Raw genomic sequence first — 23933 nt, forward strand, 5'->3', positions numbered from 1 at the left:
CAGTAGTTGGGTGTTTTGCAAACTGGCTTGGGCCAAGTGGTCGCGACACCAGGCCGCTCTCACTTGAGTTGACTGCATCCACCTGATCTCAGGGGGCCGGTTTTTCCAGCTCGGCACGCAGTTGGTTCATGGTTTGCAGATTGCTTTTGCGCACGGCATCGACAAACCCTGGATAGGGCATATCGGTAATCGCCACCAGGCCGAGGTGGCCGTTCTCACCATCGAGCAGACGACCGCTGGCCGGTTGGTCGAGGTATTGGAACCAGTGCGCGCCAACGATCATCGGCTGCGCCATGGCTGCCTTGAGGAAGTTTGCATAGGCCGGGCCGCGATCCTCTTCCCGCGCCAGCTCCAATGGCCCCGGCCAGAACGGCCCGCGATCACGCGAGCCGAACTGGAACTCGGACACCAGCACCGGCTTGTCCAGCTCTGCCAGGCGGGCAAAGTCGTAGCCGTCCTGTGGCTTGAGGGTATAAAAGTTGAAGCTCAGTACATCGCAGAACTCGGCACAGGCCTTGACCGCCTCCGGTGTACTGACCGCATAGCGGCCCCCCAGGAGCATGTGATTGGGCGCATGCCACTTCAACGAATCGGAAATGGTCTTGAAGTAGGTCTCGGCAAATACCCGCTGGAAATGCTGGTAGTCACGTTCGATTTCCGGGTGCTCCGGGTCAGGCAACGGCGCCTCGAAGCCAGGATCTTCCATGAGTTCCCAGGCGGTCAGTTCGATGCCCCAGGCCTTGGACAACCCTTCCTGGTTGCGATACTTGTCGCGCAACTGCTTGAGGAACGCGCGTTTGGCTGGCACGTCGGTGGTCAGGCGCAAGGTGCCGTAGGCCAGGCCATAACGGCTCTTGGGGTCGCTTCCAGGGGCTGCCCAGGCCAGTTCGTTATCGGCGAAGTAGCCGATGAGCCAAGGGTCGTCACGGTGATCACGCGCGGCGATGGCCACGGCACGCTCGGTGGCCATGGCAAAGCGCGGGTCGAACGGGTCGGGCATGCGGCCCCACCAGTCCATGCCAGTACTGATGCTGGCGTAGTCGCCTACGATCGACAGCGGCAAGGTATACGGCATGCGTCTGGCTTGGCCAAGCGCCGGCTCGCTCCAGTTGCCAACGGTGTTGAACCCCCAGGCCTGAAGGCGATCAAGCGCATGCGCCTGCCAGCGGTCGGCATCCAGCACCGGCGGCGCGCAGTTGGCTGGCTCGCCCTCCACTGCGGGCGGACAGGGTTTGCCATAGGTACGCTGCAGGTTGGCGGCGTAAAAGTCGAACCAGCGCCCCTGCTTGAAATTGCGCCCTTGCGACGAGGCATTGCCATCGTCGTTGTTGCTTTCGCCATAGAACGCGGCCAGTGCATCGCCCTCAGCGGGCAAGGCCTTGAACATGCCTTCGCGCCCGGCGACATACGTACGCCCGCCGTCTGCCGCCACGGCGTTTACCCCCAGGGAATAGAACGGGTGCCCATCCGGCGTTATCAGGTACCAGCGGCCATCACGCTTTTCAGTGCGGAAGAAACCCTTGGCTGCAAAGGCCGGCCCGCCCACCAGGCCACCGTAGGCGTCCAGCTGCTGCTTGCCGCGCTCTGCCAACCAGCCCTTGAGCTGTTGCTGTTCACGGGAATCGGCCGCCTTGAGTTGCTCGTCACTGGATACCTTCTCGGGCCAGTTACCGCGAGTCGACTGGCCATAAACATCAATCAGCTCGTGGTAGGCCGCCCTGTACGCCTGGTCGTCATCCTGGATACCGACACGCTCGATCAGCAGGCTCTGCGCCACCTTGGGGCTGGGGATGCTCAGGCTGACCGAGGTCACCTGCTTGAGGTCGACTCCACCGGCACTGCTGGTCAAAAGAAGGCGCTGGCCACCATGGCTCCAGGGCATCGGCGGGCCGGCGCGCATGCCCTGGTCCAGCGGCGAACTGGCCGTCAGGGGCACCATCACGGTTTGCGCGGGGCCAGCGGGCAGGTCGATACGGCTGGTCAAGGCGCGGCCATCGCTGCTTTGCACTGTGATATCCACGGTCAATGCCCAATCCATGGCACTTTGCAGGCGCAAGGTCAGGAACTGCCCGGCGGACCAGTCCCACACCCCGCTCTGCGGGCTCAGGCGCAGGGTCGGCTGCTGGGCCGGGTTGAACACCACACGCCGCAACACCTCGCCCTCGGCCGTTTGTTCCGCGTTGTACTGCGGCATGCCGGCATCCACCGTCGCCACATTGACCACCGAAGCCGGGCGCACGAAGCTGAACAGCGTTTGCTGCCCGGCCAGCAAGGGCGAACTGCACAACAAGGCGAATACGGCGGGCAGGGTACGGCGGATCATAAGGCTGAGGCTCTCCTTCAGGACCCTGATGGGCCCAAGACGAGTAATGGACAATGCGCCGGCGCAAGTGCTCCGGCGGTCAGGAAATTTCCCGCCGGAACGGCGGCAGCGCATTGAGAATAGCCTTGCCGTAGCGCTGCGTGACCAAGCGCCGGTCAAGCAAGGTGATAACGCCGCGATCCTGCTCGGTACGCAGAAGGCGGCCGCAGGCCTGGATCAGCTTCAACGAGGCGTCAGGTACGGCAATTTCCATGAACGGGTTGCCGCCACGGGCCTCGATCCACTCGGCCAGCGCAGCTTCGACCGGGTCGTCGGGCACAGCAAAGGGAATCTTGGCAATGACGACGTGCTCGCAATACGCACCCGGCAGGTCGACACCTTCGGCAAAGCTGGCCAGGCCGAACAGCACGCTGTGCTGGCCATCGTCGACCCGCGCCTTGTGCTTGTTCAGTGTTTCCTGCTTTGAAAGGTTGCCCTGGATGAGCACCAGCTTGCGCCAGTCACGGTCCAGACCGTCAAACACATCCTGCATCTGCTTGCGTGACGAGAACAACACCAGCGCGCCACGGGCATCTTCGACGATGTTCGGCAGCTCGCGGATGATCGCCGCGGTGTGCGCTGCTGCATCGCGTGGGTCGGCCTGCAGGTCGGGGACCCGCAACAGGCCGGCATCGCCATGCACGAACGGGCTGGGCACCACGCAGGTGACTGCGTCGCGCGGCAACCCCGAACGCATGCGGAAACGGTCGAACTTGCCCAGCGCGGTCAATGTCGCCGAGGTCACCAGCGCGCCGTGGGCGACGCTCCACAGGCTGCGCCGCAGCATGTCGGCGGCGAGGATGGGGCTGGCGTTGACTTCGATGTCGAACAGCGCGCCACTTTCGGCCAAGGTCAGCCAGCGCGCCATGGGCGGGCTGTCTTCCGGGTCTTCGGCGGTAAAGGCCGTCCACAGCTCCCAGTTACCTTGGGCACGGGTGACCAGGCTGCCGAACAGCGGATACCACTCTTCAGCCTGATGGCTGGCGATGCCGATATTGACCTCGCCGTCCATGCCTTCCTTGAGCAGGTCAGCCAGGCGGGTGAACAAATCGTTGAGGCGGGCAAAGCCCTTTTTCAGTTCGATGCCCACTTCACGAATCTGCTCCGGCACCACCCCACCCTCGAAACGGTAACGCGGGCGCTCACGGCCTTCGGTGTCCTCGCTGGGACGGAAGTCAGCCACCTGTTCACAAAGGGTGAACATGAACTGCTGCTGGGTGCGTACTTCTCGCGCCAGCTCCGGCACCTGCTCGATGTACTTGCCCAGGTCGCCGGGCAGCGGATGCTGGGCCAGCAATTTGGTCAGGTTCTTGGCGGTCTGCTCCAGCCAGTCGGCGGTGGAACGCAGCCGCGAATAGTGGGCGAAATGGCCGATGGCCTTGTCTGGCAGATGATGGCCTTCGTCGAACACGTACATGGTATCGCGCGGGTCGGGTAACACCGCACCGCCACCCAGGGCCAGGTCGGCCAGGACCATGTCGTGGTTGGTGACGATCACATCGACCTTGCCCATGCCTTCGCGGGCCTTGTAGAACACGCACTGCTGGAAGTTGGGGCAGTGGCGGCCGGTGCACTGGCTGTGGTCGGTGGTCAGCCGTGCCCAGTCCTGATCTTCCAGGGCCTCTGGCCAGCTGTCACGGTCACCGTCCCAGCGGTTGCCGGCAAGCTTCTCGATCATGCTGTTGAACAGCTTCTGACTGCGCTCGTCGACTTCGATGCGGAAGCCTTCTTCCTCGAACAACTGAGCCGTGGCTGACTGGGCGTGGCCTTCCTGCAACAGGATGTCGAGCTTGGACAGGCACAGATAGCGGCCACGGCCCTTGGCCAAGGCGAAGCTGAAGTTGAGGCCGCTGCTGCGCATCAGGTCGGGCAGGTCCTTGAAGACGATCTGTTCCTGCAGGGCCACGGTGGCCGTGGCGATCACCAGGCGTTTACCGGCAGCCTTGGCCGCCGGGATGGCAGCAAGGCTGTAGGCTACCGTCTTGCCGGTACCGGTGCCCGCTTCCACGGCCACCACGGCAGGCTCGCCAGCGCGGCGGCCTTCATCGTCGCAGGCAATGTCGCCAAGCACCTTGGCCACTTCGGCAATCATCAGGCGCTGGCCATAGCGCGGCTTGAGGCTCTTGGCTTCGAGAAAACGCGAATAGGCGCCCTGGATAGTGGCTTTGAGTTCGTTGCTGATCATGGTCTGCAGGCGCCCGGAGGGCTGGATATATTTTCAGTGTTTCGCATGGGGCGGCTATCATACCCCGCTATTGACCTTTCTGCCGCATGGAGATCCGAATGCTTGCCTTTGCCCTGCCCTACACACTGCATGTTCTGGCCGCGCTCGTATGGGTCGGCGGTATGTTCTTCGCCTGGCTGGTGCTGCGCCCGGCAACGGTTGCAGCCCTTGAAGGGCCTGCCCGCCTGCGCTTGTGGGTGGAAGTTTTCCGACGCTTCTTCGGCTGGGTCTGGCTGGCGGTGGCGATTTTGGCGATAAGTGGTATCGGCATGTTGCACATGCGCTTCAGCGGTTTCGAGACGGCGCCCCGGTACGTGCACGTGATGATCGGTGGCGGGATCGCCATGTTTGCCTTGTTCATGCGCATTCAGGCGTTGCTGCTGCCGGAATTGAAGGTAGCGGTGCAGGCCGAGGACTGGCCGACGGGGGCGGCGGTTCTCGGGCGCATTCGGCGGATGGTGGGGGTCAATCTGCTGCTGGGACTGGCCGTCGTTGCGGTGGCCAGTTCGCGACTGGTGATCTGACAGGCGCTGCGTGCAAACAGCAGTGAAGCAGGTGCCACGATGGATGGCACCGGCGTTACCAGTGTTCGTCGGCATGCCCGCTCCTGCAAGGGATCGCAGCGAGAGACGCTGCAAGATCAGCTCACCCGCGGCGCCTCCCGCGGACGGGGAATGGACATGACATGGAAAATACCCGTCAACAGGATTTGCAAACGGTCGAACCAGCGGTGACTGCGCCCGCGCAGGCTGCGATTGAAAAACAGCACTTCAAGCAGGTGCAGGCCAAACAAGACGATGCCTGCGGCATTGATCAGCAGATTGAAGGGCAAGGGTTGTGGCATCAGCTGATTGAACAGCACCACCCCCCAGAAAGCGACCGTCAGGACCTTGCCCAGGCCCAGGATGAACTTCATACCACGCCCCTATAGATAGTTGTCATGTCGAGGTGGCCTGATCGAGCAAACCGTGCGAGCAGCATTAACGGCAAGGCCAAGACAGGCGCCAGCACCACTCAGTTGAGGTGCAGTTCCACCCGTCGGTTGCGCGCGCGGCCCTCCTCGGTTTCGTTGTCGGTAACCGGCTCGCTTTCCCCACGGCCCTGGCTGGTGACCTTGCCCATCTCCAGGCCCTGGCCGATCAGGTACTCGGCAACGCTGCTGGCGCGGCGTTCGGAAAGTGCCTGGTTGTAGCTGTCGGAGCCCACACTGTCGGTGTGCCCGATCACACGGACCTTGGCCACTGTCGGTGAATTGAGCTTCGCCACCAGGCCTTGCAGGCGTTGCTGGGCCGCCGGCGTCAGCTCGGCGGAGTCGAAGGCGAACATCACCGCGCCGTTGTCATCGAGGGTGATCACCTCTGGCGAGGGTTCGGGTGCACTGGCAGGTGGCGCGGCCGGGTACTGCTTCAGTGGGCAACCCATGTGGTCGACCGCCGTGTTGGCAGGGGTCTCGGGGCAGTGATCGCGCCGGTCGAAAATGCCGTCACCATCTTCGTCACCGTCCTGGGCGTAACAAATCAGCCCGCCGGCGATGGCACCCAGGGCGCCGCCACCGGCAGCCCAGGAAGAACTCTCGATGGCACCAAGGCCACCACCGACCAAGCCGCCCAGCAGGCTACAGATGGGCCAGGTCCTTTGATTGAGGGGCGCGCTGCCATCGCTGTGCGTAGCGCAGCCCGCGAGCAGGCTGGCAGCCACCAACAGCGGCAATGCCGCCTTCGACGTCACACTCATGCTGAATGCTCCTGTGTCATTGGCCACAAACGGCTGGCCGGCATTGAGACGCGCCCGTGCCACTGCTCGAGGCACGGGCGCCCGCCGTCTTAACGCTGGATCTTGATCTCGGTACGACGGTTCATGGCACGCCCTTCGGCCGTGGCGTTGTCTGCCACCGGCTGGGTTTCACCCGCGCCGACCACCGAAACGAAGCTGCTGCGCGGTACGCCGCTCTCGACCAGGTAATCGGTCACCGAATGGGCACGTCGCTCGGACAGTTTCTGGTTGTAGCTGTCGGAACCGACGCTGTCGGTATGGCCGCTGACGCTAAGGCGGGCAGAGGGCGCTTCCTGCTTCAGGCGCGTGGCAATGGTATTGAGGCGCTCTTTGTCACTGGCAGTCAGGCGCGCAGAATCGAACTCGAAGTGCACATCGCGGATGACAATGACTTCTTCCTTCTGCACCACCACTTCTTCGACCACCGCAACCGGCTCAGGCGGGCATCCGTTGGCATCGACCTGCACACCACGCGGGGTGCCAGGGCACTTGTCACGGCTGTCTGGCACGCCGTCGCCATCCTCGTCGCCATCGCCATGGGCCCAGCAATAGCCCGCTGCCAGGCCACCGCCCAGCAACGCACCCCAGCCAGCCCAGCTGGAGCTTTCGATGGCGCCCAGGGCGGCGCCGCCTACACCCCCGACGGCGGCACATTTCGGCCAGTCGGTTTTTTGCAAACCTGCACAACCAGTCAACACACTGGTGAGCAGTACCAGGGGTAACGCTGTGCGTACTATGCTCATTTCATTGCTTCTCCTAGGGGGAATCGGCATAAGGCCGATCTCTGGGAGTAAAGACCGCGCATTCCAACCCTGCCAGCAATAAGCTACGACACGGTCACATGCCTCTTTGCCCGCACGCCGCAGCCCGCTAGTCTTGGATGACTTGAACGAGGAATGGCAATGACCGAAGGTTTCTCCACACGCACCCCGCAACAGGCCCTGGCAGCCCTGCTCGAACGCTTCACTCCACATCGGCTACTGCTGGTAGGTACGCGCTTTCCGGCGCTGGACGCCTTCGCCCAGGCACACCCCCAGGTCACCATCGACACCGCCGCCCCTGGCCCGCTGCCGGCCGATCTGGCCGCCAAGCGCTTTGACCTGGCGGTACTGGTGGACTGCCTGGAACACCTGCCCAAGCGCACCGGCCTGGAGCTGCTCGGCGGCATTCGCAACCTCAATGCCAGCCGGGTTGCAGTGCTGGCCGACTTGGCTGCCTGCGGCTGGCAGGACACCGACTTTTTCGCCCTGGCCATGTCGGCCAGCGAGAAATTCTGCCGTGACCAACAGGTTTTGAGCCTGTTCACCTATGATCTACATGACTATAAGCAGGTCCCGGACTGGCTCAATGCCAGGTTCTGGGCCAACCCTGAAAACTTCGGCAAGTACTGGTGGTGATGATGAGTGTCTCGGTCTGCCCTTGTGGCAGTGGCAACCTGCTTGAAGCCTGCTGCGGGCATTACCATGCCGGTACCCCGGCACCGGATGCCCAGGCCCTGATGCGCTCACGCTACAGTGCCTACGTGCTGGGCCTTATTGACTACCTGGTAGCCACCACCCTACCGGCCCAGCAAGCCGGCCTGGACCGTGCTGCCATGGTCGACTGGAGTGCACAGAGCACCTGGCTGGGCCTGGAGGTGGAAAGCGCAGAAGTGCTGGGCGGCCAACCCGAGCACAGTTTCGTCACCTTCACCGCACGCTGGCACGACCAAGACGGCGATCATCAGCACCGCGAACGCTCGGCGTTCGTCCAGCATGCCGGCCGCTGGTATTTCATCGACCCAATGGTCGGGCTGAAGGCCGGGCGCAACGACCCCTGCCCCTGCGCCAGCGGGCACAAATTCAAGAAATGCTGCGCCAGCTACGTAGGGAGCTGAACATGATCAAGCGCACCCGTCTGCTACTGCTCGGTGCGCTGCTGGCATGGCTGACGGGCTGTGCGAGTTGGGGCGAGGACTGGCGCGAACCCGAAGTGCATCTGGTCGAGGTCGAAACGGTCAAGGCCAGGTTGCTGGAACAGGAGTTCGTGTTGCACCTGCGGGTCGATAACCCCAATGACAGCCGCCTGTTCATTCGCAACGTGTCGTATGCAATACGCCTCAATGACCTGCTACTGGTGCAGGATGAAGCCAGCGTATGGCGCAGCGTGGGCGGGCATGCAGGGCGCACTTTCAAGATCACCGCACGAACCAACCTGTGGCAGCACCTGAAGCCACTGGCCAAGCTGCTCAGAAGCAAGCAGCCCCTGCATTACACCCTGCAGGGCGAACTGGCGACCGGGTTGCTCATCCATCGGGACCTGCACATCTCGCGCAGTGGTGAGATAATCCCCGACGATTACCTACCGGAGTAACCCTGCAATGTCCCAACAACCCCACGTTCATGGCCCTGACTGCAACCATGACCATGATCACCACCACGACCACGGCCATGTACACGGCCCGCACTGCAACCACGGCCACCAGGAGCCGGTACGCAACGCCCTGAAGGACGTTGGCCGTAACGACCCGTGCCCGTGCGGTAGCGAGAAGAAGTACAAGAAGTGCCACGGTGCCTGATCGACTGACGCGATAAAAATCTGAGATGGCACTGTGGGAGCGGGCTTCGCCCGGGAACACGGGCGAAGCCCGTGCCATCCACCGCGTCGCCTGCTTCGCGGGCTTGCCCGCTCCCACAGGTACCGTGCCAGCCTCTGGACCATGGGCCTGACACAGGTGGCTACGCGGCCTTTCGCCGGTTAGCCCCCAACAAATCCTGATACCAGAGGCCGGCATCATAGGCGATGGTCACCAGGGTGGTCTCGACATACCGCGGGTGCTGGGCCATGCGCTGGGCAACCGCCAGGCAGGCAGCGGCTGTATTACCGACGAAAATGCCACTCTGCATGTAGAACCAGCGCTGAGCAGCCAGCATCTCTGCGTGCTGCACCTGGGCCCGCTCGTCCACCAGCGACCAGTCCATGAACGGCGGGCAAACGCCCACGGCCATGCCTTCAAAACGATGATCGGCGAACACGCCAGCCCTCGAATCACAGCCATTGGGGTCGACCAACACCGTCGACACCTCGAAGCCATGGTCTTTCAGCCCCAGGGTGATACCCGTGAAACTGGCGCCAGTACCCGCACAGCCCACGAACAGGATCTGCCGCCCAGCACCGGCGTTGGTCAGTTGCACGGCCAGTTCACTGGCGGTCTGATAACGATGGGCTTCGATGCCCACCGGGTTGTTGAACTGGTCGGTATAGAAGTATGACTTGCCCAGCGCGGCCTGGTTATCCAGGTGATGCATCACCACGTCCTTGGGTGTGGCACCGGCCATCAGCATTTCCTTGCCGATCAGTCGGGCACCGAAACACTCCAGCAGATCCCGCTTGGTCTGACTGAAGCTCAGCCCGACCGCCAGCTCTACGGCGACCTGGTACTTGTGGCAGGCCGCCAGCAAGCCAAAGCCGAAGCTGCCACCGGTTTTTTCGATGACGGTCGTCACCCCGGGAATGATCTCACCCTTGCGCACGGCATGTTCGACGATCCGCCGCGCCGCCCGGTACTTGTGGCTTCCGCCCGGGTTGTTCATTTCCAGCTTGGTGTAGATACGATCGCTGACACTGATGAGCTCGCTCATTTGCGGCTACCTTCCATTGAAGTTTGCAGGCCGACCTTGTTCTGCAGCAGGCCGGCAGTGGCAACCAGCAGCCCCAGGCAGAGGACCATGCAGATGGCGTTGGTACCGTCCCAGCCGACCGAGCTGAGCAACAGCGAAGGGCTGAATGCGCCGAGGGTGGCAAAAATGGCGATGGCCAAGTCGTTCTTGCCCTGCATCTGCATCGCTGCCGGGCTGTTCTGCAGTGACTGGGCCAGCAAGGCACCTCCGCCTACATAAGTGAGGTTCCAGCCCAGCCCGAGGGCAATCAGTGCCAGGGTCATCATGGCGTAGCTGTGCGACCAGATATTCATCGCCGAGCAACCGATCAACAGGGCCAGGCCCGCGCAAATGGTGGTCTTGATACCCAGCCGCTGGATGATGGCGCCGGTGAAGAACGACGGGGCAAACATGGCAATCACATGCCACTGGATCGCCAGGCGGACGTCAGTGAAGTCCTCGTGCATGTGTTTCATGTGCATCGAGGCCTGGATCATCAGCAGGTTCATGATCCCGTAGCCCAGCGCAGCGACAGCCATTGCCACAACCACGCTCGGGCCTGCCGGCTCGGCACGGACACTGGCCGGCTTTGCTGCGCTGTTGACCGCGCTGGCCATACCGGCATCGTTGGGCAGGCAAAGCGCAATCAACAATGAAAGCAACGCCAGGCCGACAAACGCGGCATAACACAGCGAAAACAGTGGGTAGCCACCCACGTCACGCAGCCATTCGGTAAGCGTCGGCCCGACGACAGCCGCGATGACCCCGCCCGCCACGACCAGCGAAAGCGCCTTGGGCTTCAAGGCCTGGGAAAGATTGTCGGTTGCGGCGAACCGGTTGAAGTTGGCGAACGCGATGTACACACCCAATGCAGAGTGGCTGAGGACCAGCGTTGGAAAATGCTGGTGCTCCACCGCCAGAAAGCCGCTGACGCCAGACAGCGCCAGGGGAATCGCGCCCAGCATGAACGCCTTTTTACGGCCGATACGGCTCATCAGCCTGGAGACCGGATAAGTTGCCAGCATCAGGCACAGAAACTGGAACCCGTACGGCACCGTGGACCATGCGGCATCAGGCGCCAGCGCAGCCCCGACAATGGCGGCCATCGTCACCGACATCACGGCAGTCGTCAGGTTGATCGACTGTGCAGTGAAGTACAGGTACGTGCGCCGCGGTAACGTGCTGTTCATAGTGCGTGCTCGTGATAAGTGGACAGGTCGATTTCGGCCTCGGGGAACACGCAGATCAGCCGTTCCTTGCCTTTACCCAGGCGTTTGCGCTTGACGCTAAGGCGCCCGATGCGCCGAGGCGAATCGAGGTGCGTACCACCGCACGGGATTTCGATGCCGTCGTAGGTCCACAAACGCGCGTCTTCCAGGCCTTGAACCGCGTAGTGCTCGATCGGCGCATCGCAGCCAATCAGTTCATTCGCCCGTCGTTCAATTTCAAGCACGTCTTCAGCCGTGAAAGCGTCCTCGACCAGGAAGTCGAAACGTGCCGTGTCCTCCTTGATATGGCAGCCGATAGTCCATTGCTTCAGTTCTTCACGCAGCCCGATGGCGGCGGCATACAGGAAGTGGCTGGCACTGTGAGACAACGTCAGCCGTTCGCGCCGTTCAATATCGATAGTGACGCGGGCCGGCATGCCCACGGTGACTTCATCCAACAGGTGTAAATCATCCGGGTGCAGGCTGTGAATAATAATGCCGCCCAGTTTTCCGCCTTTGAAGCCCTCCAGGCGAATAGGGCTACCGTAGAGTTTTTTAACCCAGACGAATCGCACGGTACCCACCGGTAATTCAATGGTGCCGAAGTCCGCTTCCTGGCCGCCCCCTTCTGGATAGGCCACCGTACTCAGCAACTCGATGCCGTCACTGTGCACCCGCGCTACTTGCGTATTCGCGCCCGCCAGGTACTGGTCTTTGTAATACAGTTTTTCGGTATTTCTTAAAACTTCATAGTTCAGAGCGTTCATGATTCCAATACCACCTGCAATGATGTTTTAACCTGTACCCGGGCAGCGGCCGGGACGTCTTTGGTCACAATGCAGCCCGGCCCGATAAACGCACCGTCACCGACATGAATTGCGCCCAGCACACTGGCGAAAGCGCCGATCTGCACCCGGTTACCCAACGTCGGATGCCTGGGGCTGGAGGGGTTGTCACTGATACCGCGGGCGCCCAGGGTTACGCCGCCAAGCACGTAACAATCGTCACCAATGGTCGACGTTTCACCAATGACGGTGCCCATGCCGTGATCGATGATGAAGCGCGCACCAATGCGGCTGCGGAAATGGATCTCCGCCCCCGAAAGCATTTTTCCGCGCCTGGAGATCATGGCGGCCAGGCATTGACCGCCGGCGCCGTAGGTCGCGGCGCTATTGTTGTAGATCCAATGGGCAAGCCGATAATGCAAAACCGCAGAATAAGAGGTGTAGGTTTTTGCAACGAATACCAGGTCGCGGCCGGCAGCCGGATCTTTCATGGCAAATGCCTGTAAATCGGCATGTGCCTGTTCAGTCACATGTTCTATGACTGTTGTTTCCTTCAGTGCTTCGAACTCGACGATTGAACAACACTCCAATAACGCCGAGGTCACAAGATTCTTTACAACTTTGAATGACTCCAGTTCGTCAGGGACAGGAAGCCTGGCAATGACGGCTGATTGCATGTCCATAGGGTGCATGGGCTTGATATCCAGTTGTCTGGTCTGCACAGACGCTAAAAGTGCCGCCTTTGTTGGCAGCCGAAAGTTCCGACACGGGGATATTGGCATGTGCTGGCCATTTGCAAACGAACAGTCGACAAGCATTTCCGTTAACTGTTAGGCTTTTTTTTCTAACGGTTCGGACCTGCCATGATCCCCTGCAGCCTTCATCACCTTTTGAAACAACGCCTGGATGCAGGCGAGTGGTTGCCTGGGCAACGCATGCCCTCCATCCGCAAGCTGACCGCTGCAGTGGACTTCAGTTACCACGACGTCGTGTCGGCCTATGCCCAGCTGGTCAGCGAAGGGGTGTTGACGGCATCACCCGGGCGAGGCTACTTCGTGGCAAACCGCGCCCGGCAAACCAGCGTGATCCACGAACCCGAATGCATGGCCGGCGACCCGCTGTTCCGGCTGCTGCAGGGCGGCCAGCACTTCACCAAGCTGGGCAGCGGCTGGCTGCCCCCAGCGTGGCGCGACACCGAACTGCTGGCCAAGGCAATTCGTCGCACAGCGCGGCTTGAGCAGAGCTCGCTGGCAGAGTACGGCGACATCCAGGGGTACCTGCCCATGCGCAAACAGCTGTGCGTGCACATGAAACGGCTGACCCGTGTCGAAGCCCGGCCCAACCAGTTGCTGACCACACTGGGTGCCACACAAGGCCTGGACCTGGTTGCACGGTTGCTGATCAAACCAGGCGACCACGTTTTCGTCGACGAGCCGGGCAACGGCAACCTGATCAAGCTGATCCAACTGGCTGGCGGGCACGTCGTGGGCATTCGGCGGACCCAGGACGGGCCGGACGTGGAAGAAATGAGAAGCCACCTGGCCAGGCACAAGGTCAAGGCGTTTTTCTGCAACAGCACCTTCCACAACCCGACCGGCAGCAACATCAGCCCGCACAACGCCTTCAGCGTCCTGCGCCTGGCGGTGGAGCACGAGTTCTTCGTGGTCGAGGACGATGTCTATGGGGACTTCAGCCCTGCTGTGCGTCAGACCTTTGCCGAGCTCGACAACCTTGACCGGGTTATCTACATCGGTAGCTTCTCCAAATGCCTGTCGGCATCGCTGCGCGTGGGGTTCATTGCCTGCTCGCAAGACCTGATCGAACCGCTTACACGTCTTAAACTGCTGACCTGCGTCGCCGTCCCCGCGTTTTGCGAACGCTTCGTCAACACCATATTGTCGGATGGCACGTATGCCCGGCACATGAAAGACGTGCAGCAGCGCCTGATCCGCCAGCAAGTGCAAACCCAACGCTTGCTGCTTGAGCGCGGCTGGCAGTTCGATATTGCGCCGCAAGGGGGTATGTTCCTTTGGGTCTACCACCCGGACCTGCCCGACCTGCAACCTTTCATGCGTAAAATGGAGCAACACAAGATCCTGCTGATGCCCGGCTCTGCATTCGCGGTGAGCCGTGACTACCAACGCTACACGCGCATCAATTGCACGCATTTTTCCGACGCCTTGGCCGAGCACTTCGACGTTGGACCCGGCGCGATCAAATAAACCGACCTGGGACCTTGCATGGCGCCTGCGCGCTTACTACCTTAGCGCCTTTCCAAACCAGCCTCGCCTTGCAGGAGCCCTTGCCATGGCCGCCCCCGCCTTTCCTCCCTTCCGCCTGCGGTTCGCAACCGCTGCCACCCTGCTCGGCATGCTCGGGCTGGCCGGCTGCCAGACGGGCGGCTACCAGGATAGCGTGCCACCGACCAGCGGCGTGCAGCCGCTTAAAGGCCTGGCACAGAATGTTTCGGTACGGCGCAATGCCATGGGCGCGCCGCTGATCGAAAGCAGCAGCTTCCATGATGCGCTGTTCAGCCTGGGCTATGTGCACGCCGGCGACCGCATCGAACAGATGGTCGCCATGCGCCTGCTCGCCCAAGGCCGTCTGGCCGAATTGGCCGGCAGCGAGGCGCTGGATATCGACCGCCTCATGCGCGCCGCCAACCTCAAGCAGAGTGCCGCCCAGCAATACGCCGACGCATCGCCACGCCTCAAGCGCTTCTTCGAAGTGTACGCGCGCGGGGTCAACGCCTACCTGTTCCGCTTCCGCGACAAGCTGCCAGCAGGCCTGGCCAGTAGTGGCTATCGCCCTGAATACTGGAAGCCTGAGGACTCGGCGCTGATCTTCTGCCTGTACGCGTTCAGCCAGTCGGTCAACCTGCAAGAGGAACTCAGCGCCCTGACCCTGGCGCAGAAAGCCGGTAGCGACAAGCTGGCCTGGTTACTGCCCGGGGCCCCCGACGAGCCGTTGGCCGAAATGGAAGTGGACAAGCTCAAGGGCCTGAACCTGGCCAGCCAGTTGCCGGGGCTGCCAGCCCTGGCAGCTGCCAGCCAGAAGCTCGCCGACCTGGACCTGCTCGGTAGCCCGGGGTCGGCCAACCTGGCCCTGGGCCCGCAGCGCAGCCGCAGCGGCAAGAGCCTGCTGGCCAGCGACAGCCGCGCCGCCTGGGCCTTGAGCCCGGTACAAATCAATACCAGCAAGTACCAGGTTGCCGGCCTGTCCTTGCCGGGGCTGCCGATCGTGCTGGCCGGCTACAATGGCAAGCTGGCCTGGAGCAGCAGCGCGGTCATGGCCGACAATCAGGACCTGTTCCTCGAGCAGCTGCGCCGCCAAGGCAATCAGCTGAGCTACCTGGCCGATGGTAAATGGCTGCCGGCCCGCGCCCGTAGCGAAACCTACTTTGTACGTGGCCAGCGACCCGTGCGCGAAGTGATGTACGACACCCGCCACGGCACCCTGCTGGCCCAGCCAGAAAACGCCAGCCTGGGCCTGGCGCTGAACCTGCCACAGTTCAAAGGTGATCGCAGCCTGGATGCCCTGTTCGACCTGACGCGGGCCAAGAACGTAGAGCGGGCCTTCGACAGCACACGTGAAGTGACGGCTGCTGCCGTCAACTTCGTTTTCGCCGAGCCTGAGCATATCGGCTGGCAAGTCAGTGGCCGCTACCCCAATCGCCGCGAAGGCCAGGGCCTGCTGCCCTCGCCGGGCTGGGACGGGCGTTACGACTGGGACGGCTATGCCGACCCGATGCTGCACCCGTACGACCAGGACCCACCCGCGGGCTGGATCGGCCACGCCAACCAGCGCAGCCTGCCGCGCGGCTATGGCATGCAGCTGTCCAGCACCTGGTACTACCCCGAGCGTGCCGAACGCCTGGCACAGCTGGCCGGCAACGGTCGCCACGACAGTCGCAGCCTGATGGCCCTGCAGAACGACCAGGTGACCTTGCTGGCCAACAAGCTCAAGCAGATGTTCGACGCCCCCGGCATGGCCCAGCCACTGAAGCAGGCGATCGACGCCCTCCCGGCCGGGCAGCGCGAAAAGGCCCGCGACACGCTGGCCCGGCTCAAGGCCTTCGATGGCCGCCTGAGCCCGGTGTCGGCAGATGCCGCGCTGTACGAGTTGTTCTTGCAGGAGGTCGCTCGCCAGACCTTCCTCGATGACCTGGGCCCGGCGTCCGGCCCGGCCTGGCAGGCATTCGTCAGCAATGCACGTTTGTCGTTCTCGGCGCAGGCCGATCATCTGCTGGGCCGCGATGACAGCCCCTTCTGGGATGACCGCAACACGCCGCAAAAAGAAGACAAGCCCGCCATCCTCGCCCGCAGCCTGGCGGGCGCAATGGAGGGCGGTATCGCACAGCTGGGTGCCGACCGACGCAGCTGGCAGTGGGGCAAGCTGCACCAGTACCGCTGGCCGGCACCGGCCTACCATGGCCTGGGTGATGCGATCAGCCGTTCGCCGCTTGCCGCAGGCGGCGACTTCACTACCCTGGCCCTCACACCATTCGCCTGGGGCGGCGACTTCGACACGCGTCTGCCAGCCTCGGCACGGATGATCGTCGACTTCGGCCAGGCCGAGCCGTTGCAGATACTGACCAGCAGCGGCCAGTCCGGCAACCCGGCCAGCGCGCATTACCGCGATGGGCTGGATGCCTGGTTCAAAGGGCGCTTCATGAGCCTGCCACTGCAACAGCAGAACTTCAGCAGGGCATATGGCAACCAGCGGCTTACGTTGGTGCCGGGGCGGTAAGGGCGTTCTTCAGGGGCGCATGAGGGGGCTTGATTAACTTTTTCAGCAGCTCCCTCCCAAATCCATCCGAACTAACGTCCAGCACCATGCCTCTTAACGGGTAACCCCAGAACCAGTGCCCGTGCCATGGACCTCGTCATCGCCCGCCCCGAAGGCCTGTACTGCCCACCCGGAGATTTCTACATCGACCCCTGGCGGCCCGTGGACCGGGCTGTCATTACCCATGGCCACGGCGACCACGCACGCACCGGCAATGGCCATTATCTGACCGCCAGCCCTGGTGCTGGCATTCTTCGCAGCCGCCTGGGCCAGGACATCAATCTGCAGACCCTGCCCTACGGTGAGCGCCTGCTGCACCACGGCGTGACGTTGAGCCTGCACCCGGCCGGGCACGTGCTGGGTTCGGCACAGGTGCGCCTGGAGTACCGAGGTGAAGTCTGGGTTGCATCCGGTGACTACAAGGTAGAACCCGATGGCACCTGTACGCCCTTCGAACCGGTGGCGTGCCACACCTTCATCACCGAATCGACCTTCGGCCTGCCGATCTACCGCTGGCCAAGCCAAAGCGAGATCTTCGCCAGCATCAATGCCTGGTGGCGGGCCAACCGTGAACAGGGCAAGGCCAGCGTGCTGTTCTGCTATGCCTTCGGAAAGGCCCAGCGGATTCTGCATGGGCTGGATGCCAGCATCGGCCCGATCCTCGTGCATGGCGCCATGGAGCCGCTCAACCGGGTGTACCGGGATGCCGGCATCCACCTGCCGGAAACCCGCTACGCAGGCGATATTCCGCGCAACGATCCACTGCTGCGCCAGGCACTGGTCCTGGCGCCCCCGTCAGCCGGCGGGAGTAGCTGGATGCGCCGTTTTGGCGATTACAGTGATGCCTTCGCCAGCGGCTGGATGCTGCTACGCGGCGCCCGCCGGCGGCGCGGCGTGGACCGGGGCTTTGTGCTGTCCGACCACGCCGACTGGCCTGGCCTGCTCTGGGCCATTGGCCAGACCGGTGCCCAACGGGTGATGGTCACCCACGGCTCGGTCGAGGTACTGGTGCGCTACCTCACCGAACAAGGCCTGGATGCCCGCGCCTTTGTCACCGAGTATGGCGACGAAGACGATGTGCCCAACACCGCCCCCTCGCCATGAAAGCCTTCGCTACGCTGTTCCTGCGCCTGGACGCGACCACCTCCAGCAATGCCAAGCTCGAGGCACTGCGGGACTATTTCGACATGGCGCCTGCCGACGATGCTGCCTGGGCGGTGTATTTCCTGGCCGGCGGGCGCCCACGCCAGCTGGTGCCCACCCGCCTCCTACGTGAACTGGCAACGACGCTGGCTGGCCTGCCGGACTGGCTTTTTGAAGAAAGCTATCAGGCCGTGGGCGACCTGGCCGAGACCATTTCGCTGCTGCTGCCGCTGCACGCCGATGGCAACGAGGAAGGCCTGGCCACCTGGGTGGAACAGCATTTGCTGCCCCTGCGCGGGTTGGCGCCTGAGCAAGTCCGCCAGCGCCTGCCGCTGCTCTGGGCCCGGTTGGACCGCGCCAGCCTGATGCTATGCCTGAAGTTGATCACTGGCAGCTTTCGCGTGGGCGTGTCAAAGCTGTTGGTCACCCGCGCCCTGGCGCAACTGGCCGGGCTGGACGCCAAACGCGTGGCCCAGCGCCTGGTCGGCTACACCGATATAGGCCATCGCCCGACTGCAGCCAGTTACCAGAGGCTGATCGCCCCAGAGTCCGCCGATGAACACAACCAGCGTGGCGGCCAGCCCTACCCTTTCTTCCTGGCCCATCCGCTGCAAGTGTCCAGCGATCAATTCGATACCCTGCTCGGGCCACCAAGCGATTGGCAAATCGAATGGAAGTGGGACGGCATTCGGGCGCAAGTGGTGAAGCGCGATGGCCAGCTGTGGGTGTGGTCACGCGGCGAAGAACTGGTTACCGAGCGTTTCCCCGAACTGCACGGCCTGGCACAGACGTTGCCCGATGGCGTGGTGCTCGATGGCGAGATCCTGGTCTGGAAACCTGGTGAAACCGAGGCGGAACTGGCCGTGCAGCCTTTTGCCTTGCTGCAACAGCGTATCGGTCGCAAAACGCTGGGCAAAAAACTGCTGAACGATGCGCCGGTGGTGCTGCAGGCCTACGACCTGCTGGAGTGGCAGGGCGAGGACTGGCGCAGCCGACCGCAACACGAACGCCGAAGCCAGCTGGAACACCTGGTGGATGAACACCCACTTGCCCCCGTGCTGTTGTCGCCTCTGCTGCAAGGCCCGGACTGGGCCGACCTTGCCCGCCAGCGCGAACAGTCACGCAGCCTGGGCGTGGAAGGGCTGATGCTGAAGCAGCGCGAGGCCCTGTACGGCGTGGGGCGCACCAAGGACATGGGCATCTGGTGGAAGTGGAAGATCGACCCTTTCAGCGTCGATGCAGTGCTGATCTATGCCCAACGCGGCCACGGCCGCAGGGCCAGTCTGTACAGCGACTACACCTTTGCCGTATGGGATGCACCGGCAGGTACCCCTGGTCGGGCGTTGGTGCCCTTTGCCAAGGCCTATTCAGGGCTCAGTGACGAAGAAATGCGCAAGGTCGACGCCATCATCCGCAAGACCACGGTGGAAACGTTCGGGCCGGTGCGCAGTGTGACCCCAACGTTGGTGTTCGAGCTGGGCTTCGAAGGCATCGCCCTGTCCCGGCGCCACAAAAGCGGTATTGCCGTGCGCTTTCCGCGCATGCTGCGCTGGCGGCTGGACAAGCCGGTGGAAGAAGCAGATGACCTGGCCACCCTGCAGGCGCTACTGGCCTGAAAAAGTTTGCGGTGCCTGACTGCTGCAGGATGAGGCGCATTCGCTGAAACTATGCTTCTATTTTTGAGCCGACCCGTGTCGCAGACCGTTTTCGCCACGCAGCCAGGACCAACATGCACCATTCAACCCATGACCTGCTCTCCCCCGTACCGGGGATCACCCGCCAACTGCACAGCTTCCACTTCGGCCCCCGCAGTGGTGGCAAAGTCTATATCCAGGCCTCGCTGCACGCCGACGAACTGCCGGGCATGCTGGTAGCCTGGCACCTCAAGCGCCGCCTGGCCGAACTGGAACAGCAAGGCCGACTGCAGCGCGAGATCATTCTGGTGCCGGTGGCCAACCCGGTGGGCCTGGAGCAAGTGCTGCTGGATGCGCCATTGGGGCGTTTTGAACTGCAAAGCGGCGAGAACTTCAATCGCAACTTCGTCGACCTGTCGGACAGCATCGGCGACCTGATCGAAGAACACCTCACCCAGGACCCGACGCACAACCTTGCACTGATCCGCGAATACCTGCGCCGCGGCCTGGATGCACACCCGGCCCGCACCCCCTTGCAGGCCCAGCGCCTGATACTGCAGCGCCTGGCCTGCGATGCCGATATGGTGCTGGACCTGCACTGCGACTTCGAAGCAGTCGAGCACCTGTACACCACCCCCGATGCCTGGCCCCAGATCGAACCCTTGGCCCGTTACCTGGGCGCCCAGGCCAGCCTGCTGGCAACTGACTCGGGCGGGCAGTCGTTCGATGAATGTTTCAGCCTGGTCTGGTGGCAATTGCAGCAGCGTTTCGGCAAACGCTTCCCGATTCCGCTGGGCTGCTGCTCGGTCACCGTCGAGCTGCGTGGCCAGGCGGATGTCAGCCATGATCTGGCCAGCAAGGACTGCCAGGCGATCCTCGACTTCCTGACCTACGCAGGTGTCATCGAAGGCACCAGTGCCGCCCTGCCCGCGCTGTTACGCCACGCCACGCCGTTGGCCGCGGTGGAACCCGTGGCAACGCCACTGGGTGGGTTGCTGGTTTACCACGCCAAACCGGGCCAGCACCTGGAGGCCGGCCAACTGATTGCCGAAGTCATCGACCCACTCAGTGACCGAGTCACCGCCCTGCGCAACAGCCAGCCGGGCCTGCTGTATGCGCGTAGCGTACGGCGCATGGCCACGGCTGGCATGGTCATCGCCCATGTGGCCGGCGAACAGGTATGCCGCAGCGGCTACCTGTTGGCCAATTGATCCGGTAAAACCATTGCAGCCGGCAAGTGGTCTGTAGAAGCACAGCCTTCGGAGGGCCATCTGCCTCATGCCTGCTGCTACCGACCTCGCCAATGCCTGGTTTGCCAAGCGCGGCTGGAAGCCCTTCGCCTTCCAGCGGCGCGTATGGGCTGCCGTCGAACGGGGCGAGTCCGGTTTGCTGCATGCCAGTACCGGTGCCGGCAAGACCTACGCGGTCTGGCTCGCTGCGCTGCGTGCGTTCAAGCCCAGGCCCCAGGGCCGCCACTTGGCCCCCATACAGGTGGTGTGGGTGACGCCCATGCGTGCCCTGGCCGCCGACACCGCACGTGCGTTGCAAGCGCCGCTTGATGAGCTCCAACTGCCTTGGAGCGTAGGGGTGCGCAGCGGCGACACCAACAGTGCCGAGCGCGCCCGACAGGCACGGCGGCTACCCAGTGTGCTGATCACCACCCCCGAAAGCCTGACCCTGCTGCTGACCCGGGCACAGGCACATGAGGATTTCGCCACGCTGCAACTGGTGGTGGTGGATGAATGGCACGAGCTGCTTGGCAACAAGCGCGGGGTACAACTGCAGCTGGCCTTGGCGCGCCTGCGGCATTGGCACCCAGGCCTACCGACCTGGGGCTTGTCGGCAACGCTCGGCAACCTGCAACACGCACGGGATGTCTTGCTGCCCCAAGGCGGCCTGCTGGTACAAGGCCGGCAAGACAAGGCACTGCAAGTCGACACCCTGCTGCCAGCAGCGATCGAGCGCTTCCCTTGGGCTGGACACATGGGCCTGAAGATGCTCGACCAGGTCAGTCATGAGATCGACGCCAGTGCCAGTAGCCTGGTGTTCACCAACACCCGTGCCCAGGCAGAAATCTGGTATCAGGCCCTGCTTGAGGCCCGCCCGGACTGGGCCGGGCTGATCGCCCTGCACCACGCATCGCTGGCCCGTGATACCCGCGACTGGGTCGAGCGCAGCCTCAAGCAAGGCAGCCTCAAGGCGGTGATCTGCACGTCCAGCCTGGACCTGGGCGTGGACTTTCTGCCCGTGGAACGGGTGCTGCAAATCGGCTCGGCCAAGGGCATCGCCCGCCTGATGCAGCGGGCGGGTCGCTCAGGACACGCGCCTGGGCGGCGCTCCAGGGTCACCCTGGTGCCCACCCATAGCCTGGAACTGGTGGAGGCGGCGGCGGCCCGGCAGGCGCTGATAGCCGGCCACATCGAAGCCCGCTTTTCACCGCGCCTGTGCATGGACGTGCTGGTACAGCATCTGGTCAGCATGGCCTTGGGCAGCGGCTTTCGCCCGGAGCAACTGCTCGCCGAAGTGCGCAGCACCTGGGCCTTTCGCCAGTTGCGCGACAGCCAATGGCAATGGGCGCTGGACTTCGTCTGCCACGGCGGCAGCTCACTGACCGCCTATCCGGACTACCAGCGCGTCGAGCGCCAGGCCGACGGTGTTTATCGGGTTACCAGCGAACGCCTGGCGCGGCGCCACCGCATGGGCATCGGCACTATCGTCAGCGATGCCAACCTGCAACTGAAATACTGGAGCAAGGGCGGCGGCGGGAAAACGCTGGGCAGTGTTGAAGAAGCGTTCATCGCCCGCCTGCGCCCCGGCGATACGCTGGTATTTGCCGGGCGGGTACTGGAGCTGGTACGCGTGGAAAACATGACGGCCTATGTGCGTCGCAGCACGGCGCGAAAGGCTGCGGTAGCGCGCTGGAACGGCGGGCGCATGCCGCTCTCGAGCGAACTGGCCGAGGCGCTGGTCGAGCAGCTCGACGCTGCAGCCCATGAACGCTTTGACGGGCCGGAAATGCGGGCAGTACGCCCGCTGCTTGCGCTTCAGGCGCAGTGGTCAGCCTTACCCACCACAGGCACGCTGCTGGCCGAAACCTTCAAGTCACGCCAGGGCTGGCACCTGTTCCTGTATCCCTTTGCCGGGCGCATGGCCAACCTGGGCTTGGCCAATCTGATTGCCTGGCGGGTCAGCCGCGCACAACCGCTGTCGGTGTCGATTGCTGTCAATGACTACGGATTCGAACTCCTCAGCCCTGCCCAGGTGGACTGGGCCAGGCACTTGCCACAAGCGCTCGGCACCGCGGACCTGCTGGAAGATGTGCTGGCCAGCCTGAATGCCGGGGAAATGGCACTGCGGCGCTTTCGCGAAATTGCCCAGATTGCCGGGCTGGTGTTTGGTGGCTATCCCGCCGCGCAGAAGAGCACGCGGCAAATCCAGGCCTCCAGCGGGCTGTTCTATGAGGTGTTTCGCAAGCACGACGCGGGGAATTTGCTGCTTGGCCAGGCGCGGGATGAAGTTTTGAGCGAAGAGCTGGAAATCGAACGGTTGCATCGGCAACTGCTGAAAATGAGTGATTTGCAACTTGACCTGCGGGCTTTGAAGCGGCCAGGGCCCCTGGCGTTTGCCTTGTTGGTGGAAGGCATGCGCGAGACATTGAGCACCGAGAAGCTGGCAGACCGCATTGCGCGGATGGTAGCGGAACTGGAACAAGCGGCGGACGCGGGATGAATTACCAACCCATCGAACACTGGGGGCAGGCGCTCTGGCTGCTTGCCGACAAAGCCATCTACTGGCCCGCCCGTCGCGCCTTGCTGGTGGCCGACGTGCACATCGGAAAGGCCGCCAGCTACCGCGCCCTGCATCAACCGGTGCCACGTGGAACGACTGAGGCGACACTCGCCAGGCTCGATCGCCTGCTGGCCGCACATGACTGTGAGCAACTGATCATCCTGGGCGACTTTCTGCATGCCCGCACGGCCCGTGCACCGGCAACGCTGGCCAAGGTGGATGATTGGCGCAAGCGGCACAAAAATCTGAAAGTGGTGCTCATACGCGGCAATCATGATCGCAACGCCGGCGATCCACCTGCCTCGCTCGATATTCAGGTCGTGGACGAGCCTTGGGTTCTGGAGCCCTTTGCCCTGCAGCACGAGCCGCAGCCCCACCACACACACCCGGTACTGGCGGGCCACGTACACCCCGTCTTCGTCCTGCGCGGCAAGGCCCGTCAGCGCTTGCGCCTGCCTTGCTTCGTGATCGATGAGCAAGTCAGCCTGCTACCTGCATTCGGTGAGTTCACCGGGGGGTGGGAAATCACCCCCGCCAGCGCCAGCCGGCTGTACCTGGCTGGCGCTGAACGCGTCTGGCCGCTTTAGCG

21 protein-coding genes are annotated in these 23933 nt (G+C 63.1%); 12 read left to right on the plus strand and 9 right to left on the minus strand.

The window, feature by feature from the left end:
- Positions 1-88 precede the first annotated feature (88 nt).
- Together QYE47_RS12590 and dinG are read right to left on the minus strand one after the other, a co-directional pair.
- Positions 89-2323 carry a beta-galactosidase gene (locus QYE47_RS12590; RefSeq protein ID WP_070383534.1) on the minus strand — a complete coding sequence of 745 codons (2235 nt, stop codon included), beginning with the start codon at positions 2321-2323 and terminating at the stop codon, positions 89-91.
- 79 nt (positions 2324-2402) lie between these two features.
- Positions 2403-4547, minus strand: coding sequence for an ATP-dependent DNA helicase DinG (gene dinG / locus QYE47_RS12595; protein ID WP_003254889.1), 2145 nt, complete (start codon positions 4545-4547; stop codon positions 2403-2405).
- A 98-nt stretch (positions 4548-4645) separates the two neighbouring features.
- Here dinG and QYE47_RS12600 point away from each other — a divergent pair, with 98 nt between their 5' ends.
- A complete protein-coding gene (locus QYE47_RS12600; protein WP_014589939.1) occupies positions 4646-5110 on the plus strand; it encodes a CopD family protein in 465 nt (154 codons plus the stop codon).
- Between the two features lie 116 nt (positions 5111-5226).
- On the opposite strand, the gene QYE47_RS12605 is transcribed toward QYE47_RS12600, so the two are convergent.
- From QYE47_RS12605 to QYE47_RS12615, 3 genes are all read right to left on the minus strand, one after another.
- Positions 5227-5502: a DUF1145 domain-containing protein gene (locus QYE47_RS12605; protein WP_014589938.1), complete on the minus strand. Its 276-nt coding sequence runs from the start codon at positions 5500-5502 to the stop codon at positions 5227-5229.
- A 98-nt stretch (positions 5503-5600) separates the two neighbouring features.
- Positions 5601-6320 (minus strand): OmpA family protein, encoded by a 720-nt coding sequence (locus tag QYE47_RS12610; protein ID WP_014589937.1) that lies wholly within the window; start codon positions 6318-6320, stop codon positions 5601-5603.
- Between the two features lie 89 nt (positions 6321-6409).
- Positions 6410-7102 (minus strand): OmpA family protein, encoded by a 693-nt coding sequence (locus QYE47_RS12615; RefSeq protein ID WP_010952284.1) that lies wholly within the window; start codon positions 7100-7102, stop codon positions 6410-6412.
- Between the two features lie 159 nt (positions 7103-7261).
- On the opposite strand from QYE47_RS12615, the gene QYE47_RS12620 reads away from it, so the two are divergent.
- From QYE47_RS12620 to QYE47_RS12635, 4 genes are read left to right on the plus strand one after another with little or no spacing between them, the layout of a single operon-like run.
- Positions 7262-7756 carry a DUF6231 family protein gene (locus tag QYE47_RS12620; protein WP_014589936.1) on the plus strand — a complete coding sequence of 165 codons (495 nt, stop codon included), beginning with the start codon at positions 7262-7264 and terminating at the stop codon, positions 7754-7756.
- A gap of 2 nt (positions 7757-7758) precedes the next feature.
- Complete coding sequence (locus QYE47_RS12625) at positions 7759-8235, plus strand: YchJ family protein (protein WP_041166856.1); 477 nt, start codon at positions 7759-7761, stop codon at positions 8233-8235.
- A gap of 2 nt (positions 8236-8237) precedes the next feature.
- Complete coding sequence (locus QYE47_RS12630) at positions 8238-8711, plus strand: LEA type 2 family protein (protein ID WP_014589934.1); 474 nt, start codon at positions 8238-8240, stop codon at positions 8709-8711.
- Between the two features lie 7 nt (positions 8712-8718).
- Positions 8719-8916, plus strand: coding sequence for an SEC-C metal-binding domain-containing protein (locus QYE47_RS12635; RefSeq protein ID WP_003254900.1), 198 nt, complete (start codon positions 8719-8721; stop codon positions 8914-8916).
- Between the two features lie 160 nt (positions 8917-9076).
- Here QYE47_RS12635 and QYE47_RS12640 read toward each other — a convergent pair whose 3' ends face one another.
- The 4 genes from QYE47_RS12640 to QYE47_RS12655 are packed head-to-tail and all read right to left on the minus strand — an operon-like array spanning position 9077 to position 12682.
- Positions 9077-9979, minus strand: a complete 903-nt coding sequence (locus QYE47_RS12640) for a pyridoxal-phosphate dependent enzyme (protein ID WP_014589933.1) — start codon at positions 9977-9979, stop codon at positions 9077-9079.
- Positions 9976-11187 (minus strand): MFS transporter, encoded by a 1212-nt coding sequence (locus tag QYE47_RS12645; protein WP_014589932.1) that lies wholly within the window; start codon positions 11185-11187, stop codon positions 9976-9978. Before QYE47_RS12645 ends, QYE47_RS12640 begins: the two co-directional genes overlap by 4 nt.
- Entirely contained in the window at positions 11184-11972 is a 789-nt protein-coding gene (locus tag QYE47_RS12650; protein ID WP_070383533.1) for an alanyl-tRNA editing protein, read from the minus strand. Before QYE47_RS12650 ends, QYE47_RS12645 begins: the two co-directional genes overlap by 4 nt.
- On the minus strand, positions 11969-12682 hold the full coding sequence (locus QYE47_RS12655; protein ID WP_026031912.1) for a serine O-acetyltransferase: 714 nt from the start codon (positions 12680-12682) through the stop codon (positions 11969-11971). The genes QYE47_RS12650 and QYE47_RS12655 overlap by 4 nt, the downstream gene beginning before the upstream one ends.
- 171 nt (positions 12683-12853) lie before the next feature.
- Between QYE47_RS12655 and QYE47_RS12660 the strand changes: the two genes are divergently transcribed.
- From QYE47_RS12660 to pdeM, 7 genes are all read left to right on the plus strand, one after another.
- Complete coding sequence (locus tag QYE47_RS12660) at positions 12854-14212, plus strand: PLP-dependent aminotransferase family protein (protein WP_014589929.1); 1359 nt, start codon at positions 12854-12856, stop codon at positions 14210-14212.
- Between the two features lie 85 nt (positions 14213-14297).
- The gene (locus tag QYE47_RS12665; RefSeq protein ID WP_070383532.1) at positions 14298-16739 is read left to right on the plus strand and encodes a penicillin acylase family protein; all 2442 of its coding nucleotides are present in this window, start codon (positions 14298-14300) and stop codon (positions 16737-16739) included.
- A 126-nt stretch (positions 16740-16865) separates the two neighbouring features.
- Positions 16866-17882 (plus strand): ligase-associated DNA damage response exonuclease, encoded by a 1017-nt coding sequence (locus QYE47_RS12670; protein ID WP_019438150.1) that lies wholly within the window; start codon positions 16866-16868, stop codon positions 17880-17882.
- Complete coding sequence (locus QYE47_RS12675) at positions 17879-19537, plus strand: ATP-dependent DNA ligase (protein WP_070383531.1); 1659 nt, start codon at positions 17879-17881, stop codon at positions 19535-19537. The genes QYE47_RS12670 and QYE47_RS12675 overlap by 4 nt, the downstream gene beginning before the upstream one ends.
- A 113-nt stretch (positions 19538-19650) precedes the next feature.
- Complete coding sequence (locus tag QYE47_RS12680) at positions 19651-20766, plus strand: succinylglutamate desuccinylase/aspartoacylase family protein (protein WP_070383530.1); 1116 nt, start codon at positions 19651-19653, stop codon at positions 20764-20766.
- A gap of 67 nt (positions 20767-20833) precedes the next feature.
- Positions 20834-23284 carry a ligase-associated DNA damage response DEXH box helicase gene (locus QYE47_RS12685; RefSeq protein WP_070383529.1) on the plus strand — a complete coding sequence of 817 codons (2451 nt, stop codon included), beginning with the start codon at positions 20834-20836 and terminating at the stop codon, positions 23282-23284.
- Positions 23281-23931: a ligase-associated DNA damage response endonuclease PdeM gene (pdeM, locus tag QYE47_RS12690; protein ID WP_070383528.1), complete on the plus strand. Its 651-nt coding sequence runs from the start codon at positions 23281-23283 to the stop codon at positions 23929-23931. Before QYE47_RS12685 ends, pdeM begins: the two co-directional genes overlap by 4 nt.
- Positions 23932-23933 lie beyond the last annotated feature (2 nt).

Origin of the sequence: Pseudomonas sp. 2,4-D, assembly GCF_030418155.1 — a bacterium.
Lineage (GTDB): Bacteria > Pseudomonadota > Gammaproteobacteria > Pseudomonadales > Pseudomonadaceae > Aquipseudomonas > Aquipseudomonas alloputida.

Excerpts from the sequence above, each read along its gene's own strand:
- QYE47_RS12590 (WP_070383534.1), bottom strand. The coding sequence starts at position 2,323 with ATGATCCGCCGTACCCTGCCCGCCGTATTCGCCTTGTTGTGCAGTTCG.
- dinG (WP_003254889.1), bottom strand. The coding sequence starts at position 4,547 with ATGATCAGCAACGAACTCAAAGCCACTATCCAGGGCGCCTATTCGCGT.
- QYE47_RS12600 (WP_014589939.1), top strand. The coding sequence starts at position 4,646 with ATGCTTGCCTTTGCCCTGCCCTACACACTGCATGTTCTGGCCGCGCTC.
- QYE47_RS12605 (WP_014589938.1), bottom strand. The coding sequence starts at position 5,502 with ATGAAGTTCATCCTGGGCCTGGGCAAGGTCCTGACGGTCGCTTTCTGG.
- QYE47_RS12610 (WP_014589937.1), bottom strand. The coding sequence starts at position 6,320 with ATGAGTGTGACGTCGAAGGCGGCATTGCCGCTGTTGGTGGCTGCCAGC.
- QYE47_RS12615 (WP_010952284.1), bottom strand. The coding sequence starts at position 7,102 with ATGAGCATAGTACGCACAGCGTTACCCCTGGTACTGCTCACCAGTGTG.
- QYE47_RS12620 (WP_014589936.1), top strand. The coding sequence starts at position 7,262 with ATGACCGAAGGTTTCTCCACACGCACCCCGCAACAGGCCCTGGCAGCC.
- QYE47_RS12625 (WP_041166856.1), top strand. The coding sequence starts at position 7,759 with ATGAGTGTCTCGGTCTGCCCTTGTGGCAGTGGCAACCTGCTTGAAGCC.
- QYE47_RS12630 (WP_014589934.1), top strand. The coding sequence starts at position 8,238 with ATGATCAAGCGCACCCGTCTGCTACTGCTCGGTGCGCTGCTGGCATGG.
- QYE47_RS12635 (WP_003254900.1), top strand. The coding sequence starts at position 8,719 with ATGTCCCAACAACCCCACGTTCATGGCCCTGACTGCAACCATGACCAT.
- QYE47_RS12640 (WP_014589933.1), bottom strand. The coding sequence starts at position 9,979 with ATGAGCGAGCTCATCAGTGTCAGCGATCGTATCTACACCAAGCTGGAA.
- QYE47_RS12645 (WP_014589932.1), bottom strand. The coding sequence starts at position 11,187 with ATGAACAGCACGTTACCGCGGCGCACGTACCTGTACTTCACTGCACAG.
- QYE47_RS12650 (WP_070383533.1), bottom strand. The coding sequence starts at position 11,972 with ATGAACGCTCTGAACTATGAAGTTTTAAGAAATACCGAAAAACTGTAT.
- QYE47_RS12655 (WP_026031912.1), bottom strand. The coding sequence starts at position 12,682 with ATGCACCCTATGGACATGCAATCAGCCGTCATTGCCAGGCTTCCTGTC.
- QYE47_RS12660 (WP_014589929.1), top strand. The coding sequence starts at position 12,854 with ATGATCCCCTGCAGCCTTCATCACCTTTTGAAACAACGCCTGGATGCA.
- QYE47_RS12665 (WP_070383532.1), top strand. The coding sequence starts at position 14,298 with ATGGCCGCCCCCGCCTTTCCTCCCTTCCGCCTGCGGTTCGCAACCGCT.
- QYE47_RS12670 (WP_019438150.1), top strand. The coding sequence starts at position 16,866 with ATGGACCTCGTCATCGCCCGCCCCGAAGGCCTGTACTGCCCACCCGGA.
- QYE47_RS12675 (WP_070383531.1), top strand. The coding sequence starts at position 17,879 with ATGAAAGCCTTCGCTACGCTGTTCCTGCGCCTGGACGCGACCACCTCC.
- QYE47_RS12680 (WP_070383530.1), top strand. The coding sequence starts at position 19,651 with ATGCACCATTCAACCCATGACCTGCTCTCCCCCGTACCGGGGATCACC.
- QYE47_RS12685 (WP_070383529.1), top strand. The coding sequence starts at position 20,834 with ATGCCTGCTGCTACCGACCTCGCCAATGCCTGGTTTGCCAAGCGCGGC.
- pdeM (WP_070383528.1), top strand. The coding sequence starts at position 23,281 with ATGAATTACCAACCCATCGAACACTGGGGGCAGGCGCTCTGGCTGCTT.